Genomic DNA, 17,261 nt, shown 5'->3' on the forward strand with positions numbered 1-17,261 from the left:
GACAGACGCGGTCAGTGCGCCTGGTCCCAGTTGGGGCCGATGCCCACCTCGGCCAGCAGCGGCACCTTCAGCGCGGCCACGCCGGCCATCAGGCGGGGCACCTCGCTGCGCACCCAGTCCACCTCGGCCTCGGGCACCTCGAACACCAGTTCGTCGTGCACCTGCATCACGATGCGCGTGGCCTTGGCGGCGCGGTCGATCTCGGCCTGCACTGCGATCATCGCCAGCTTGATCAGGTCGGCCGCGGTGCCCTGCATCGGCGCATTGATGGCCTGGCGCTCGGCCGCGGCGCGGCGCGGGCCGCTGCCACCCTGGATCTCCGGCAGCACGATGCGGCGGCCGAACAGCGTTTCCACGTAGCCGCGCTGGGCCGCGCTGGCACGGGTCTCGTCCATGTAGCGCTTGACGCCGGCAAAGCGGTCGAAGTAGCGGTCGATGTAGTTGCGCGCGGCCTTCTGGTCGATGCCCAGGTTGCTGGCCAGTCCGAAGGCGCCCATGCCGTAGATGAGCCCGAAGTTGATGACCTTGGCATAGCGCCGCTGCTCGCTGCTCACCTGGTCGAGCGCCACGCCGAACACCTCGGCCGCGGTGGCCCGGTGCACGTCGCGGCCCTCGGCGAAGGCGCCCAGCAGGCCGGGGTCCTCGCTGATGTGGGCCATGATGCGCAGCTCGATCTGCGAGTAGTCGGCGCTGGCGATCACATGGCCTTCGGGCGCGATGAAGGCCTCGCGCACGCGGCGGCCTTCCGGCGTGCGGATGGGGATGTTCTGCAGGTTGGGATCGTTGCTGGACAGCCGCCCCGTCACCGCCACCGCCTGTGCATAGTTGGTGTGCACGCGGCCGGTGTTGGGGTTGATCATCAGCGGCAGCTTGTCGGTGTAGGTGCCCTTGAGCTTGCTGAGGCTGCGGTGCTCCAGCAGCCGCGCGGGCAGCGGGTAGTCGGCGGCCAGCTTCTCCAGCACTTCCTCGTCGGTGGAGGGCGCGCCGCTGGCGGTGCGCTTGGCCACCGGCAGGCCCAGCTTGCTGAACAGGATCTCGCCGATCTGCTTCGGGCTGCCCAGGTTGAAGGGCTGGCCGGCGATCTCGTAGGCCTCCTGCTCCAGCGCCATCATGCGCTCGGCTAGCTGGTGGCTCTGGCGGGCCAGCGCCTGCGCATCCACCAGCACCCCATGGCGCTCGATGCGCTGCAGCACCTCGCTGGTGGGCAGCTCGATGCGCTCGTACACATAGCGCAGGCTGGGGGCGTCGGCCGACTGTGCTTGCAGCTGCGGCCACAGCACGCGGTGCACGTCCAGCACCATCTCGCTGTCCTCGCCGCTGTACGTGGTGGCGGTCTTCACGTCCACCTGCGCGAACGGAATCTGCTTGGCGCCCTTGCCGCAGATGTCCTCGTAGGTCAGGCCCTTGCGGCCCAGGTGGCGGTCGGCCAGCTTGTCCAGCGCATGGGTGAGGTGCGCTTCCAGCACATAGCTCTGCAGCAGCGTGTCGTGGCGCCAGCCGCGCACGTGGATGCCGTGGTTGGCCAGCACGTGGGTGTCGTACTTGACGTTCTGGCCCATCTTGCCGGCGGCCGGGTCTTCCAGCCAGGGCTTCAGGCGGGCCAGCACCTCGTCCAGCGGCAGCTGCGCGGGCGCGTCGGCATAGTTGTGGGCCAGCGGCACGTAGGCGGCCTCGTGCGGCTGCACCGCGAAGCTGATGCCCACGATGCGCGCATGCATCGGGTCCAGCGAATCGGTCTCGGTATCGAGGGCCGCCAGCGGCGCGGCCTGCAGCCGCTGCAGCCAGGCGTCGAAGCGTTCCCAGTCGGTGATGGCCTCGTACACGCCCTGCACCGCCACCGGCTCGCACACCGTGGCGGCGGGCTGGGCGGCATCGCCCCGGCCCTCGGCGAAGGGCTCGTCGGGCGAGGCGAACATCGACGCGGTGGCCGCCATGCGCGCTTCCAGCTCGCGGCGCAGGCTCTTGAAGCCATAGCGGGCATAGAAGTCGAGCAGCGCGGCGTTGTCGGGCTCGGCGAAATGCAGCGCGGTCATCGACTCGTCGGCGGGCCAGCCGGGCACATGCGCGGCCAGGTCGCAATCGGTACGGATGGTCACCAGCTCGCGGCCCAGCGGCAGCCAGTCGAGCGCCTTGCGCAGGTTCTCGCCGGCCACGCCCTTGATGCCGGCGGCCGCGGCCACCACGCCGTCCAGCGAGCCATGCTCGGCCAGCCACTTGGCAGCGGTCTTCGGGCCCACCTTGTCCACGCCGGGCACGTTGTCCACGGTGTCGCCGATCAGCGTGAGGTAGTCGACGATGCGGTTCGGCGGCACGCCGAACTTGGCCTGGACGCCGGCGATGTCCAGCGACTCGTTGCTCATGGTGTTGATGAGCACCACCTGCTCGTCCACCAGCTGCGCCATGTCCTTGTCGCCGGTGGACACGATGACCTTGCCGCCACGCGCAGCCACGGTGCGCGCCAGCGTGCCGATGACGTCGTCGGCCTCGATGCCGGGGATCTCCAGCACCGGCCAGCCCAGCAGCTTCACCACCTCGTGGGATCGGCCGGATCTGCTGTGCCAACGGCTCGGGCATGGCGGCGCGGTTCGCCTTGTACTGCGGATACAGGTCGTCACGAAAGGTCTTGCCGGGGGCGTCGAACACGCAGGCCGCATGCACCGCCGGAAACTGCGCGCGCAGCCGGGTGAGCATGGACACCATGCCGTGCAGCGCGCCGGTAGGGAAGTTGTCGGGCCCGCGCAGGTCGGGCAGCGCGTGGTAGGCGCGGTAGAGATAGCTGCTGCCGTCCACCAGCAGCAGCGTGGTGGGCGGCGCCGCTTCGGGCTCGGTGGTGCGGTGGGCGTCGCTGCCCGGGGCGGATGTCGTCTCGGTCATGCGGTGATTGTGCGTCGCTAGAATCGCCGCCATGAGCCCCGCCCGTTTTCTCCTGCCGTTTGCTGCCCTGGCGGCCCTGCACGGCCCCGTGTCGGCCGAGCCGATCGAGCCCAAGGTGCAACAAACCGTGGTCGAGGACGACGGCGTTCGCATCGAGGAACTGAAGGTGCGCGGCCAGACGCAGCGCCTGGTGGTGCGGCCGAAGGCCGGCGGCAAGGAGTACGAGATCATCCCGGCCGACGGCGCGCGCAACATGTCGCAGGCCGCCGGGGCCAGCCGCGGCGCGGCGGGCCAGCGGGTGTGGAACGTGCTGTCGTTCTGAAGCGGTGGCCGTCTTCACCGAAGTCTCCCCGGACGAGGCACGCACCTTCATCGCCGGCCTGGGCGTCGGCACGCTGCTTGAGCTGCGCGGCATCCGCGCCGGCATCGAGAACACCAACTACTTCGTCACCACCGACCGTGGCGAATACGTGCTGACGATCTTCGAGCGCCTGACGTTCGAGCAGTTGCCCTTCTACCTGCACCTGATGCAGCACCTGGCGCAGCGCGGCATCCCGGTGCCCGACCCGCATGCCGACGCGGCCGGCCAGATCCTGCACACGCTCAAGGGCAAGCCCGCCGCGCTGGTGGACAAGCTGGACGGCGAGCACCAGCTGGCGCCTGACCTGCACCACTGCGCCCAGGTGGGCGGCATGCTGGCGCGCATGCACCTGGCCGGCGCCGACTATCCGCGCCAGCAGCCCAACCTGCGCGGCCTGGCCTGGTGGACCGACACCATTCCGCTGGTGCTGCCCCACCTGGCGCCCGGCCAGCATGCGCTGATCAGCGAGGAGCTGGCCTTCCAGCAGGCGCTGGCCGAATCGGCCGCCTTCCAAAGCCTGCCGCGCGGCCCCATCCATGCCGACCTGTTCCGCGACAACGTGATGTTCGCGGGCCTGCCCGGCCACGAGAAGCTCACCGGCTTCTTCGACTTCTACTTCGCCGGCGTGGACACGCTGCTGTTCGACATCGCGGTGTGCCTGAACGACTGGTGCATCGACCTGGACACCGGCACGCTGGTGGAAGAACGCGCCGCGGCCTTCGTGGCCGCCTACGAGCGCGAACGCCGGCTGGACGGCAATGAACACCGGCTGCTGCCCGCGCTGATGCGTGCGGCGGCCCTTCGCTTCTGGACATCGCGGTTGTGGGACTTCCACCTGCCGCGCGACGCCACGCTGCTGAAGCCCCACGATCCCACGCACTTCGAACGGGTGCTGCGGGCGCGGGTCGAACGGCCATGGCACCCGGCGCGCTAGCAGCGCCGCGGCCCCACCCAACCCGCGCACCGCGCGTGAACATCCCATGACGTTTCATCTTCACCCGGTTGCGCCGCGCCAGGGCATCGCCTGGACGCGCGAAGGCTTCCGCACCTTCTTCAAGCGGCCGATGGCGCTGGCCAGCCTGTTCATCACCTTCATGTTCGTGGGCGTGCTGGTGATGGCCGTGCCTGCGGGCGGCGTGCTGCTGGTGCTGGCGCTGCCGCTGCTGTCGCTGGGCTACATGATCGCCACCCGCTCGGCGCTGGCCGGCGGGCCGGTGCACCCCGGCCAGCTGATCGAGCCGCTGCGCACGCTGCCCGGCCAGGTGGATGCGCAGCGCCGGCGCAAGGCGCTGCTGGTGCTGTGCGGCCTGTATGCGCTGGTCACGCTGCTGATCATCTGGCTGAGCAGCAGCATCGACGGCGGCCGCTTCGACCGCCTTCAGGTGCTGATGGCCAGCGGCGAGAGCACCGACGCCGCCGAGGCCGAGATGCAGCAGCTGCTGGCCGATCCGGCGCTGGTCAACGGCCTGCTGGTGCGTTTCGGCCTGGCCGCGCTGCTGGCGGTGCCCTTCTGGCATGCGCCGGCCCTGGTGTGGTGGGGCGGCCAGGGCGTGGCGCAGGCGCTGTTCTCCAGCACCGTGGCCGTGTGGCGCACCAAGGCCGCCTTCTTCATGTACGGCCTGGCGTGGGCGCTGGTGGTGGGCGTGTTCGGCATCGTCACCGCCACCGTGTTCTCGTTGCTGGGTGCGCGGCAGTTGGTGGGCGTGGCCGCGATGCCGGCCGCGCTGATGTTCACCGTGGCCTTCTACGCATCGCTGTACTTCAGCTTCGTCGACACCTTCGGCCAGCCGGACTGAGCCCACCGCGGCGCCAACGAAAAAAGGCCGGCTTGCGCCGGCCTTCTACTTGGCGGGTTGCGCCGATCAGCTGCCGACGACGCCGCCGCCGGTCTTGGTGATCACGATGGTGGCCGAGCGCGGCCGGGCGTTTGCACCGCCGGCGCCGTAGCCGGCGTTGCCGGGCCAGTGGCTCAGGTACTTGCTGGGGTCGGTCACCGTGGCCGAGCTGATGGTCTCGCCCGGGTGCTGGATGTTGACGAACAGCGCCTGGCCGTCCGGCGTCTCGGCGCAGCCGGTGATCTCGCAGTCCTTCGGGCCCACCAGGAAGCGGCGCAGCGTGGCCGGGGTGGGCGCCTTGCCCACGTAGGTGGTCACGTTCAGCGCGCTGCCGTCGGCCTTGCTGTAGGCCAGCGTGCGGGCCGCGCCGTCGCCCACCGTGCCGGGGATGCCGGCCAGCATCATGCAGTTGGTGACGTCGGTGTAGGCGCCGTCGTCGGTCTGGATCCAGCACAGGCCGGTGGCCTTGCTGAACCACAGGCCGTCGGGGCTGGAGAAGTCCTGGTCGGCCGTCAGCGACGACAGGTTCACCTTGGCGGCATCGCTGCCCGCCTCGGCGCCGAACAGGTACACGTCCCACTTGAAGCCGGTCGCGGCCGCTTCGCCCGCGGTTTCGGCCAGGCGCACGATGTGACCGTTGATGTTGCCCGGCGAGCCGGCGGCGGCGCCGCCGTAGCTGTCGGCATAGGCGCGCGGGTTGGCGGCATCCACCGCGGCCTGCGAGCTGCCCGAGGCTTCCACCTTGCGGTTGCTGTTGTTGGTGAGGGTGAAGTACACCTCGCCGGTGGTGGGATGGGTGGCGCACCACTCCGGGCGGTCCATCTTGGTGGCGCCCACCGCGTCGGCGGCCAGGCGGGCGTTGACCACCACGTCGGCCTGGTCGGCGAACGCATAGGCGGCGTAGCCCTTGATCGCCGCGTTGTCGATGCTCAGCTCGATCCACTGGCCCGAGCCGTCGGCATTGAACTTGGCCACATACAGCTTGCCGCTGTCCAGGTACTTGTCGCCGGTGGCGATGCGGTCGGCGGCGTTGGCATCGGCGGCCACCCAGTTGGCGGCCGACACCCACTTGTAGATGTACTCGCCGCGCGAGTCGTCGCCCATGTACACGGCCAGCGGCTTGCCTTCCACCAGCTTGCTGAAGGCGGCGCTCTCGTGCGCGAAGCGGCCCAGCGAGGTGCGCTTCTTGATGGCCTTGGACTTGTCGTAGGCGTCGATCTCGACCAGGTAGCCGAAGGTGTTCAGCTCGTTGCGGTAGTCGTCGCTGCCGTCGGCCGAGGCGCCGGTCTTGCTGATGTTCCAGCGGGCGTACTTGTCGTCGGTGCCGCCGGTTTCCCAGCCGTGGCGGCTGGCCGAGCCCTGGGTGCGGCCATAGCGGTTGAGCGAGGCCACGCTCTTGTCGCCACGCGCGGCGTTGTCGGTGGACGAGCGGAAGAAGTAGCCGGCCCAGTTCTCTTCGCCCGTCAGCATCGTGCCCCAGGGCGTGATGCCGGTGCCGCAGTTGTTCAGCGTGCCGCGGCCGGCGGTGCCGGCGGTGGAGTACTTGGTCTTCATCAGCGCATTGCCACGGGCCGCGCCGGAGATCTCCACCGGCGTGAGCGGCGTGATGCGGCGGTTGTAGGCCGAGGCCTGGACGGTGCCGAAGACACCGTTGACCTTGCGCACTTCCACCACCGAGACGCCATGCAGCGGCACCTCGCGGTCCACTTCGGCGGCCGGACGCGGCAGCGTGTTGGTGCCGCCGTTGGCATGCACGAAGGCCGATGCCCGCTCGGTGCCGGCGTGGCTGGTGGCCTCGTGGTTCATGGCCAGCAGGCCGCGCTCGGAACCGTTGGGGTCGCGGCGGGTGCCGTCGGCCGACAGGCCGAAGTACTCCATGCCGTCGTGGTGGTCGCCGGCACGGTTGTCGAAGTCGCCGTCGGTGCCGTCGTTCTTGTAGGCGGTGGCGCTGGCGGTGATGGGGTCGCCCAGCGCGTAGATCACGCTGGCGGTGTAGCCGGCCGGCACGCTGCACACGTCGGCCACGCTCTTGGCCACGGGGGTGAAGGCCAGGGCAGTCAGCGGCTGCAGGGCGTCGTCGTTGTCGTTGTCGCTGTCACCGCCGCAGGCCGACAGGCCGATGCCGCCCAGCAGTGCGGTGGCCGCGGTGCCCACGCTGCCGCGCAGGAGGGAGCGACGCGACAGCCGCGTCTGCAGCACGGCGTCGAAGCTGGCGTTGCGGGTCGGGTTGTGGTCGATGGTGTCGGGATCGACGTAACGCAGTTCGAAGTCGTTCGGCTTGTTCAAGAGGAACCTCGCGGGTGCTGGGACAGACAAGCCCGCGATGTTGTGGACGCTCGATGAAAGGGGCATGACATGCGCATGACGGATGCATGACAACCCCTTTGCCGTGCCGCCGCCTTACAGCTCAGGCGTGGTGGGCGGCGCCACCCGCGGCCTGGCCGCCATTTCCCAGGCATGGCCCAGGCGGATCAGCGTGCCTTCCGCGAACTCGCGACCCAGCATCTCGAAGGCCACCGGCTCGGCCACCGGGGCCGCGGCCGTCGCCTTGGCGAAGCCGGCCGGGAAGGCCATGGCCGGGAAGCCGCTGAACGGGCTGAGCCGGTTGTTGCTGCCGGAGTTGACGCTGGCGCCGTTGAAGCCCTGGAGCACCGGGTACACCAGCACGTCATATGCCGTGCCCTTGGCGGCGCCGGTGCTGAAGTCCACGTTGTCCAGCGCGGCCTGCACGCGCGGAATCACATAGGCGTCGCGCGGCTTCAGGTTGCGCTGCCAGGTGCGGTAGGCGGCGGTGCTGGTGTCGGCCATCGCCGCGTCGTTGGCGAGGTAGCTCTGGAACGAGCGCAGCACCACCGCCTCGGCCGGGTAGGCGGCCAGCGCGGCGGCCACCGCCTGGGTGCTGCGCAGGTGGTTGTCGGTGGTGGAGGCCCAGGACGACAGGTAGGCCGTGAGGTCGGCGGTGAACTCATAGGCCGACAGGCTGGCGAAGCTGCCGGGGTTGCCTTCGATCGGCGCCGAGGCCGCACCGATGACGGCGCGGTTGTCCTCCATGGTCACGTCCTCCACGATGGCGCCGGCCTCGCGCATCTTGGCCAGCGCGGCCTCCAGCGTGTCGAGGAAGGCCTGGTTGCTCGCGGTGGCGGCCGGGAACATCGCGCGCACCACGCCGATGCGTGCGCCCTTCAGGCCGTCGGCCTTGAGCTCCGCGGTGTAACTGGCGGGCACCTTGGCCACGGCGGCATATTCGGCGGCATTGGCCACCAGTGGCGCATCGAAGGCCTTGGCCGTGCGCTGGCCGCTGAAGGGGCTGGCGTCGTAGCCCACCATCGCGTCGAGCAGCAGCGCGCAGTCGGCCACGGCGCGGCACATCGGGCCGGCGGTGTCCTGCGAATGGGCCAGCGGCACGATGCCGTCCTGGCTCACCAGCCGCAGCGTGGGGCGGATGCCGAACAGCCCTTCCACCGCCGAGGGCACGCGCACCGAGCCGCCGGTGTCGGTGCCCACGCCGATCATCGCGAAGCTAGCCGCCACCGCGGTGCCGGTGCCCGAGGAGGAGCCGCCCGGGCTGTTGGCCGGGATGTAGGCATTGGCCACGCGGCCGCCAAGCGCCGACGCGCCGCCGAAGCCGAAGGCGAACTCGTCCAGGTTGGCCTTGGCGATGATGATGGCGCCCTTGGCCTTGATGTTCTTCACGATGTAGGCATCGTCGGGCGGCTGGTTGGCCGCCATCACCAGCGAGCCCGCGGTGGTGGGCATGTCGGCGGTGTCGACGTTGTCCTTCACGATCACCGGCACGCAGTGCAGCGGGCCCGCCAGGCGGCCGCTGCCGAAGTAGCGGCGGTCCAGCGCATCGGCTTCGGCCAGCGCGTTCGGGTTGGCCAGGATGACGCTGCGCAGCGCGGGGCTCGACGGAAAAGCGGCGCTGGCGTCTTTGTCGTAGGCGGCAATCCGGTTGAGGTAGCCCTGCACGATGTCGCGGCAGGACACCTGGCCCTTGCTCATCGCGTCGTGGAACTGGGCCACGCTGGTCTCCACCAGCGGGAAGGGCTTGCGGCCGGGGTCGAGGATCACGCCGTCGTCGTCGCCACCGCAGGCGGCCAGCACGGCCATCATCACGGCGCTGGTGCCCAGGGCCAGCCAGCGGCGGCGGCCGGCGAACAGGGTTGTCTCGTTGGGATCGGTCATCGGGGTACTGCTCCTGCTGCCCGCGCCGGCGCCTCACGATGAGGAAGACCGTCACACGGGCAGGGGCCCGGTGAATGCAACGCCCGTGCCTGGCTGGAGCGGCATGGCTCGCACGTGCCGACGCACCGGGGCGCCTTAGGATCGGCCTCTACCGGCTTCAGGATGACCGCCCACTGTGGATGCAACCACGCTGTTGATCACCAACGCACTGCTGTCCTCGGCAGCCGCCATGGTGATGGGCGTGGTGCTGGTCACCCGCAGGACCTATCCCGGCTTCGGCTACTGGACCGCGGGCATCGCCTGCCTGGCGCTGGGCGCGGCGCTGCTGGTGCCTGGCGTGCTGCCGCCGACCTGGGCCACCCGGGTGGGCCGCAATGGGGTGCTGATGGCCGGGCACCTGATGCTGCTGCGGGGCATGCTGGTGTTCCGCGGCTGGCGGGTGGGGCCAGGCCTGGAGGCCGGCGTCGCGCTGGCGTTCCTGCTGCCCTTCGGCTACCTGAGCCTGGACGGCGCGCGGCTGGCCGACCGCATCGTCTGCTATTGCCTGTTCGCCGCGGCAGTGAACGGGGCCACGGTGATGGTGACCCTGCGCCGCAGGCCGCCGCACTTCGGCTCCAACGACCGGCTGCTGGCGCTGTGGCTGCTGCTGTTTGCGTTGATCACGCTGGTGCGCGCCGCGCAGGAGCTGGCCGACATCAGCACCGCCTTCGAGAGCATCAAGGGCTTTGGCAGCGTGTACGCGCTGGCGCAGATCCTGTCGGTGCAGCTGGTGACGCTGACGCTGGTCAGCATGAACTCGCAGCGCATCGAGTGGGACCACCGCGTCAGCGCCGCCGACCTGCAGGCGCGCGAGCAGCAGTTGCGCCTGATCGGCGACAACCTGCCCGCCGGCTTCATCTACCGCTACGTGCTGGCCGGCGGCCAACGGCTGTTCCACCATGTCAGCAGCGGCATCACCCGCACCTTCGGCCTGACGCCGGCCGCGGTGATGCATGACGCCGGCCCGCTGTTCGCCATGCTCGCGCCGCAGGCGCTCGACCGCTACCTGAGCGCGGAGCAACACAGTGCGGCCACCCTGACCGACTTCCACGCCACGCTGCTGTTCAACCTGCCCGACGGGCGCCAGCGCTGGCTGGACGTGCGCTCCCATCCGCAGCGCGCGCCCGACGGCGCCACCTTCTGGGACGGCGTGGCGCTGGACGTCACCGATGCGGTGGCGGCGCGGGCGCGGGTGGTGCGGCAGGCCGGCCTGTACCGCTGCCTGTCGCAGTGCAATGCGGCGGTGGCACGCTGCACCGACCAGAAGGCACTGTTCGACGCGGTGTGCCAGGCCATCATCGACGCCGCCGGCATGCGCCTGGCCTGGGTGAGCCTGGCCGACGCGCACGGCCGGCTGCAGCTGCAGGCGCAGGCCGGGGCGCCCGAGGACCTGCCACCGCGGCTGCATGCCGACGGCGACATGCCCACTCCCGGCGACCAGGCCCTGCGCATCGGCCAGCCCGTGTGGTGCCAGCACCTCCACAGCGACCCGCTGACCCAGGCCTGGCTGGCCCTGGCGCCGCAGGCCGGCCTGCAGGCACTGGCAGCCCTGCCGGTGCGCCGGGCCGGCAGGGCGGTCGGCACGCTGACCATCTGCGCCGGCGAAGCCCAGGCCTTCGACCCGGAGACCCAGCACCTGCTGATCGACCTGGCCGCCAACATCAGCTTCGCGCTGGACAACTTCGACCGCGAAGCCGCCCGCCAGCAGGCCCAGCAGGCGCTGGACGCCCATCGCCAGCACCTGGAGGAGACGGTGGCACAGCGCACCGGCCAGCTGGCCGAGGCCCGCGAGCGGGCCGAATCCGCCAGCCTGGCCAAGACCGCCTTCCTGGCCAACATGAGCCACGAGATCCGCACGCCGCTGAACGCGATGATCGGCATGGCCCACCTGATCCGCCGCGAGGACCTCAGCCCGCGGCAGGCCGACCGGCTGCTGAAGCTGGAAGTCGCGGCCAAGCACCTGCTGGAGGTGCTGAACGCTGTGCTCGACCTGTCCAAGATCGAGGCCGGCAAGATGACGCTGGAGACGGTGCCGCTGCGGGTGGAGGCCATCGTGGCCAACGTGCTGTCGATGCTGGGCGAGCGTGCCGAGGCCCGCAGGCTGCGGCTGCACAGCGAGGTGGACGCCATGCCCCGCGACCTGCTCGGCGACCCCACCCGGCTGCAGCAAGCCTTGCTGAACTACGCCAACAACGCCATCAAGTTCACCGACCAGGGCGGCGTGACGCTGCGTGCGCGGCTTCTGTCCGAGGAGGCGCACAGCGCCTGGTTGCGCTTCGAGGTGGAGGACACGGGCATCGGCATCGACCCTGAAGCGATGCCGCGGCTGTTCGCGGCCTTCGAGCAGGCCGACCGGTCCAGCACGCGGCGCGCCGGTGGCACCGGGCTGGGCCTGGCCATCACCCGCAAGCTGGCCACGCTGATGGGCGGCGAGGCCGGCGCCGTGCCGCGGCCGGGCGGCGGCAGCATTTTCTGGTTCACCGCCCGGCTGCAACGCTCGGCCACCGCCGGCCACGCGCCCGTCCGCCGACCCGAGGCGGATGCGGAGGAAGCGCTGCGCCGCCGCCATGCCGGCGCCCGCGTGCTGCTGGCCGAAGACAACCCGGTGAATGCCGAGGTGGCCCAGGCCATCCTGGAAGAAGCGGGCCTGGTGGTGGCGCTGGCCGTCGATGGCGAGCAGGCGGTGGCCATGGCCCTGGAGGGCGGCTACCGCCTGGTGCTGATGGACATGCAGATGCCGCGGCTCGACGGCCTGGACGCATGCCGGGCCCTGCGCCGGCAGCTGCCGTCGGCCACGCTGCCGGTGATCGCGATGACCGCCAATGCCTTTGCCGAAGACCGCGCCGAATGCCAGGCCGCCGGCATGGACGACTTCATCACCAAGCCGGTGGACCCGGCGATGCTGTACCGGCTGCTGCTGCACTGGCTCGACCGCAGCCCGGCCGTCGCCGGCTGAACCGTAGCGGAACTCAGTCCACCGGCGTGAGCTTGGCCACCGACAGCGCCAGCCACTTCAAGCCATGCCGGCCGAAGTTCACCTGCGCCCGTGCATCCTCGCCCTGGCCTTCCAGCGTGAGGATCAACCCTTCGCCGAACTTGGTGTGGAACACCGACTGGCCCACCCGCAGCCCGTGGCCGGGCGCCTTGGGCACCAGCGGCGGCGGCGCGGCCGGGGCCACGCGGCCCGCGCCCACCATGCCGCCGAAGCCGGAGCCGCGCTGCCAGGCCTGCTGGTACTCACGCGCATAGCCTGAGCCAAAGCCCTGCTGCTTGGGCGTGAGCCACTTCAGCGCATGCTCGGGCAGCTCCTCGAAGAAGCGGCTCTTGACGTTGTAGCGGGTCTGGCCATGCAGCATGCGGGTCTGGCTGAAGCTCAGGTACAGCCGCTGGCGCGCCCGGGTGATGGCGACGTACATCAACCGGCGTTCCTCCTCCAGCCCGTCGCTGTCGCTCAGCGCGTTCTCGTGCGGGAACAGGCCTTCTTCCATGCCGGTGATGAACACCGCATCGAATTCCAGACCCTTGGCCGAGTGCACCGTCATCAGCTGCACCGCGTCCTGCCCGGCCTGCGCCTGGTTGTCGCCGGCTTCCAGCGCCGCATGGGTGAGGAAGGCGGCCAGCGGCGACACGATCTCGCCGGTCTCGGCATCGGGCGTCAGGTCGGGGCCCGGCGCGGGTGCATTGCCGCTCAGGCTGCCGGGGCCGTGCTCGTCCACCGGCAGCGCCACCGCGTCCTTGCCGAAGCCTTCCTGCGTGACGAAGGCCTCGGCCGCGTTGACCAGTTCCTCCAGGTTCTCGATGCGGTCCTGGCCTTCCTTCTCGGTGCGATAGAAGTCGATCAGGCCGGCGTCCTGCAGCATGTGCTCGATGATCTCGCGCAGCGTCAGGCCCCGGGTGCGTTCGCGCAGGCCTTCGATCATGCTCACGAAGCCCGACAGGTTGCTGCCGCCCTTGCCCGCCACCGCGCCCACGCTCTGGTACAGGCTGCGACCGGTGCCGCGCGCCGCGTCCTGCAGCTGCTCGATGGTGCGCGCGCCGATGCCGCGCGCCGGGAAGTTCACCACCCGCAGGAAGCTGGTGTCGTCGTTCGGGTTCTCGATCAGCCGCAGGTAGGCCAGCGCATGCTTGACCTCGGCCCGCTCGAAGAAGCGCAGGCCGCCGTACACGCGGTACGGAATGCCGGCGTTGAACAGCGCGCTTTCGATCACCCGCGACTGCGCATTGCTGCGGTAGAGCAGCGCGATCTCCTTGCGCGCCAGGCCGCCGCGGTGCAGCTGCTGGATCTCCTCCAGCACCCATTGCGCCTCGCCGAAGTCGCTGGTGCTTTCCACCACGCGCACCGGCTCGCCGGGACCTTCGTCGGTGCGCAGGTTCTTGCCCAGGCGGCGGCTGTTGTGCGCGATCAGCGCATTGGCCGCGTCGAGGATGTTGCCGAAGGAGCGGTAGTTCTGCTCCAGCTTGACCACCTGCTGCACGCGGAACTCGCGCTCGAAGTCGGCCATGTTGCCCACCAGCGCGCCGCGGAAGCCGTAGATGCTCTGGTCGTCGTCGCCCACCGCGAACACGCCCTGGCCGCCGCCCGGCGGCGCGAACATCTTCAGCCAGGCGTACTGCAGCCGGTTGGTGTCCTGGAACTCGTCCACCAGCACATGCTTGAAGCGGTGCTGGTAGTGCGCACGCAGCGGATCGTTGTCGCGCAGCAGCTCGTAGGTGCGCAGCATCAGCTCGGCGAAGTCGACCACGCCTTCGCGCTGGCACTGGTCTTCATACGCCTGGTACACCTCGACCATCTTGCGGGTGTGCTCGTCGCGCACCGGCACGTCGCGCGGGCGCAGGCCCTCTTCCTTGCTGCCGGCGATGAACCACGTCACCTGCTTGGGCGGAAAGCGCTCGTCGTCCAGGTTCATCGCCTTGACGATGCGCTTGACGGCCGACAGCTGGTCGGCGGTGTCGAGGATCTGGAACGACTGCGGCAGCGCGGCCAGCTTCCAGTGCGCGCGCAGGAACCGGTTGCACAGGCCGTGGAAGGTGCCGATCCACATGCCGCGCACGTTGACGGGCAGCATGGCCGACAGCCGCGTCATCATTTCCTTGGCGGCCTTGTTGGTGAAGGTGACGGCCATCACCCCGCCGGGCGTGATGGCGCCCTGCTGCAGCAGCCAGGCGATGCGGGTGGTGAGCACGCGGGTCTTGCCCGAACCCGCACCGGCCAGGATCAGCGCCGGCTGCGCCGGCAGCGTCACCGCGGCCAGTTGTTCAGGGTTCAGGTTGCGCAGCAGCGGATCATCATGCATCCGGCCGATTCTAGGAGGGGGTGCCGGCGGCCCGGCTGCCACGCCCGCGTGGCATGCTGGCCCGATGGGCTTGCCAGACTGGTTGACACCGCGCCGCGCCGACGCGCGGCCTGCACTGAACCTCGCGCTGCAGGGCGGCGGCGCCCATGGCGCCTTCTCCTGGGGCGTGCTGGACGCGCTGCTGGAAGCCGACCGCTTCCACCTCTCTGCGCTGAGCGGCAGCAGCGCCGGCGCGATGAACGCGGTGGTGCTGGCCCAGGGCCTGCTGGACGGTGGCCCCGACGGCGCCCGCGCCGCGCTGGAGCGCTTCTGGACCGCCATCGGCAGCCACCTGCCCTTCGAATGGCTGACCACCGGCCAGGACGACGCGCTTGCGTTCAGCCCCGCCGCACGGCTGCTGATGCGTTGGACGCAGTCCTTCGCGCCGCACCAGCTCAACCCGCTGGACCGCAACCCGCTGCGCGACGTGCTGGCCGCGCAGGTGGACTTCGAGCGGCTGCGCAGCGACACCACCGGCCCGCGCTTGAAGATCGCCGCCACGCAGGTGAGCAGCGGCCGGCTCACGGTCTTCGAGCGCCACCAGCTCAGCCTGGAAGCGCTGCTGGCCTCGGCCTGCCTGCCCACGCTGCACCACACGGTGATGGTGGACGGCGAGCCGTACTGGGACGGCGGCTACAGCGCCAATCCGGCGCTGTTCCCGCTGCTGGCCGATGCCGGCTGCGCCACCGATACGCTGCTGGTGCTGCTGGCGCCGCGCAGCCATGCCAGCACGCCGCGCAGCGCCGCCGAGATCCGCGAACGGGCGATGGACATCGCCTTCCAGGCGCCCTTCCTGCGCGAGCTGGCGCTGCTGCACGAGATGCAGGCCGCGCTGCAACCACCCGCCTGGTGGCGCCGTGGCCTGCCAGCGCGGCTCGCGCGCGCCCGCTGGCACCTGGTCGACGGCCAGGCCACGCTGGCCGCGCTGCACGGCGAGACGCGGCTGATCGCGCACCTGCCTTTCCTGCAGCGGCTGCGCGATGCGGGGCGCGCCGAGGCGCAGGCCTGGCTGGCCAGCGGCGCCGGGCGGGTGGGGCGAAGCGGTGGGGTCAACCTGGCGCAAGTCGCCACAGGCTGAAACAGCGGCGGCGGACTATGCCTCCACCTCCTGCGACGTCGGCCCGCTCGGCCGCTCGTGCCGGCCCAGCTGGAAGAAGATCCACGAGGCCATCACCGACAGCGCGCCCACGCACAGGTAGGTGCGGTGGAAGGCCGGCATCAGCGCCTCGCCTTCCAGTGCCTGCGGATTGAAGGCCAGCAACAGGCTGGCCGCGGCGGCCACGCCCAGGCTCATCGACAGCTGCATCACCACCGACAGCAGGCTGTTGCCGCTGCTGGCGGTGCGCTCGTCCAGGTCGCTCAGGCTCAGCGTGTTCATCGCGGTGAACTGCAGGGAGTTGACGATGCCGAAGCAGGCCAGGTGCAGCAGAATCACCGCCTGCGGCGTGCCGCGGTCGATCAGCGAGAAGCCGGCGATCATGCCGCCCAGCATCAGCGTGTTGGCCACCAGCACGTTGCGGTAGCCGTAGCGGCCGATCACTCGTTCCGCGAAGCGCTTGGCCACCATTGCGCCGGCCACCGTGGGCACCATGCTCAGGCCCGCGGCCGAGGGCGAATAGCCCAGCCCCACCTGCAGGAACAGCGGCGTGAGGAAGGGCATCGCCCCGCTGCCCAGCCGGCTGAACAGGTTGCCGGCGATGCCCACCGCGAAGGTAGGAATGCGGAACAGCTGCAGCCCGAACAGCGGCTGCTCGGCCCGCGCCGCATGCAGCCAGTAGCCGCACATCGCGGCCAGGCCGGCCACCAGCAGCAGCACCGAAGCGGCCGTGCTGAAGGCCCGCTCGCCCAGGCCCTGCAGCGCCAGCGACACCAGCATCAGGCCCAGCGAGAACAGCACGAAGCCACGGCCGTCGAAGCGCGGGCGCTGGGCCGCGCGCAGGTCGGGCATGTAGCGCGTGGTCAGCAGCACGCCCAGCAGGCCTACCGGCAGGTTGATGAGGAACACCCAGTGCCAGCTCGCCACCTCCACCAGCCAGCCGCCCAGCGGCGGCCCCACCAGCGGGCCGAACAGGCCGGGGATGGAGACGAAGGCCAGCGTCTTCAGCAGCTCGGCGCGCGGAAAGCTGCGCAGGATGGCCAGCCGCCCCACCGGCAGCATCAGCGCGCCGCCCAGCCCCTGCACCACCCGGCCGGCCACCAGCACCGGCAGCGTGGGCGCCAGCGCGCAGAACAGCGAGCCCAGCGAAAACAGCGCGATCGCCGACATGAAGATGCGCCGCGTGCCGAAGCGGTCGGCCAGCCAGCCGGAGGCGGGGATGAGCAGCGCCGTGGTGAGCATGTACGCCACCACCACCGACTGCATGCGCAGCGGGCTTTCGCCCAGGCTGCGCGCCATGCTGGGCAGCGCGGTGTTGAGGATGGTGGCGTCCAGCGTCTGCATGAAGAACGCGACGGCGGCGAGCCAGGGCAGCAGCCGCCGGGTGGGGGGTATCGGGCACGAAGACTTCCTTGCTGGACCTGGCGCGTAGAATCAGTCACCGGGCCCAAATTTTGGCGCCCGGTTTTTCTTGGGCACTTACGGTGCCCGGCCGGGTTCCAAGTCAAGCGCTCGCCTGACGTTATTAAGGAGCCTGG

General features: G+C 70.5%; 9 protein-coding genes and 1 pseudogene. 5 read left to right on the forward strand and 5 right to left on the reverse strand.

Features of this window, described 5'->3' with window-relative positions:
* Positions 1–11: 11 nt before the first annotated feature.
* Positions 12–2,874: pseudogene (polA, locus tag LRS14_RS09470) on the reverse strand (DNA polymerase I).
* Between the two features lie 31 nt (positions 2,875–2,905).
* Between polA and LRS14_RS09475 the strand changes: the two are divergent.
* From LRS14_RS09475 to LRS14_RS09485, 3 genes are read left to right on the forward strand one after another with little or no spacing between them, the layout of a single operon-like run.
* Positions 2,906–3,196 (forward strand): hypothetical protein, encoded by a 291-nt coding sequence (locus LRS14_RS09475; protein WP_046111589.1) that lies wholly within the window; start codon positions 2,906–2,908, stop codon positions 3,194–3,196.
* A gap of 4 nt (positions 3,197–3,200) precedes the next feature.
* Positions 3,201–4,169, forward strand: coding sequence for a homoserine kinase (locus LRS14_RS09480; protein ID WP_257799376.1), 969 nt, complete (start codon positions 3,201–3,203; stop codon positions 4,167–4,169).
* 46 nt (positions 4,170–4,215) lie between these two features.
* Entirely contained in the window at positions 4,216–5,031 is an 816-nt protein-coding gene (locus tag LRS14_RS09485; protein WP_257799377.1) for a BPSS1780 family membrane protein, read from the forward strand.
* Positions 5,032–5,097: 66 nt separating this feature from the next.
* On the opposite strand, the gene LRS14_RS09490 is transcribed toward LRS14_RS09485, so the two are convergent.
* Positions 5,098–7,356, reverse strand: coding sequence for a PhoX family phosphatase (locus LRS14_RS09490; RefSeq protein WP_046111586.1), 2,259 nt, complete (start codon positions 7,354–7,356; stop codon positions 5,098–5,100).
* 114 nt (positions 7,357–7,470) lie between these two features.
* A complete protein-coding gene (locus tag LRS14_RS09495; RefSeq protein ID WP_257799378.1) occupies positions 7,471–9,255 on the reverse strand; it encodes an amidase family protein in 1,785 nt (594 codons plus the stop codon).
* A 193-nt stretch (positions 9,256–9,448) separates the two neighbouring features.
* On the opposite strand from LRS14_RS09495, the gene LRS14_RS09500 reads away from it, so the two are divergent.
* Positions 9,449–12,250: an ATP-binding protein gene (locus LRS14_RS09500; protein ID WP_257799379.1), complete on the forward strand. Its 2,802-nt coding sequence runs from the start codon at positions 9,449–9,451 to the stop codon at positions 12,248–12,250.
* 13 nt (positions 12,251–12,263) lie between these two features.
* Here LRS14_RS09500 and LRS14_RS09505 read toward each other — a convergent pair whose 3' ends face one another.
* Positions 12,264–14,588 (reverse strand): UvrD-helicase domain-containing protein, encoded by a 2,325-nt coding sequence (locus LRS14_RS09505; RefSeq protein ID WP_257799380.1) that lies wholly within the window; start codon positions 14,586–14,588, stop codon positions 12,264–12,266.
* A 64-nt stretch (positions 14,589–14,652) separates the two neighbouring features.
* Here LRS14_RS09505 and LRS14_RS09510 point away from each other — a divergent pair, with 64 nt between their 5' ends.
* Positions 14,653–15,705 carry a patatin-like phospholipase family protein gene (locus LRS14_RS09510; protein WP_257799381.1) on the forward strand — a complete coding sequence of 351 codons (1,053 nt, stop codon included), beginning with the start codon at positions 14,653–14,655 and terminating at the stop codon, positions 15,703–15,705.
* A 15-nt stretch (positions 15,706–15,720) separates the two neighbouring features.
* On the opposite strand, the gene mdtD is transcribed toward LRS14_RS09510, so the two are convergent.
* A complete protein-coding gene (gene mdtD, locus LRS14_RS09515; protein WP_257800446.1) occupies positions 15,721–17,118 on the reverse strand; it encodes a multidrug transporter subunit MdtD in 1,398 nt (465 codons plus the stop codon).
* Positions 17,119–17,261: the final 143 nt, after the last annotated feature.

The sequence above is a fragment of the Aquincola sp. J276 genome, assembly GCF_024700035.1.
Taxonomy (GTDB): domain Bacteria; phylum Pseudomonadota; class Gammaproteobacteria; order Burkholderiales; family Burkholderiaceae_C; genus Aquincola; species Aquincola tertiaricarbonis.

Excerpts from the sequence above, each read along its gene's own strand:
- LRS14_RS09485 (WP_257799377.1), top strand. The coding sequence starts at position 4,216 with ATGACGTTTCATCTTCACCCGGTTGCGCCGCGCCAGGGCATCGCCTGG.
- LRS14_RS09510 (WP_257799381.1), top strand. The coding sequence starts at position 14,653 with ATGGGCTTGCCAGACTGGTTGACACCGCGCCGCGCCGACGCGCGGCCT.
- LRS14_RS09475 (WP_046111589.1), top strand. The coding sequence starts at position 2,906 with ATGAGCCCCGCCCGTTTTCTCCTGCCGTTTGCTGCCCTGGCGGCCCTG.
- LRS14_RS09495 (WP_257799378.1), bottom strand. The coding sequence starts at position 9,255 with ATGACCGATCCCAACGAGACAACCCTGTTCGCCGGCCGCCGCCGCTGG.
- LRS14_RS09505 (WP_257799380.1), bottom strand. The coding sequence starts at position 14,588 with ATGCATGATGATCCGCTGCTGCGCAACCTGAACCCTGAACAACTGGCC.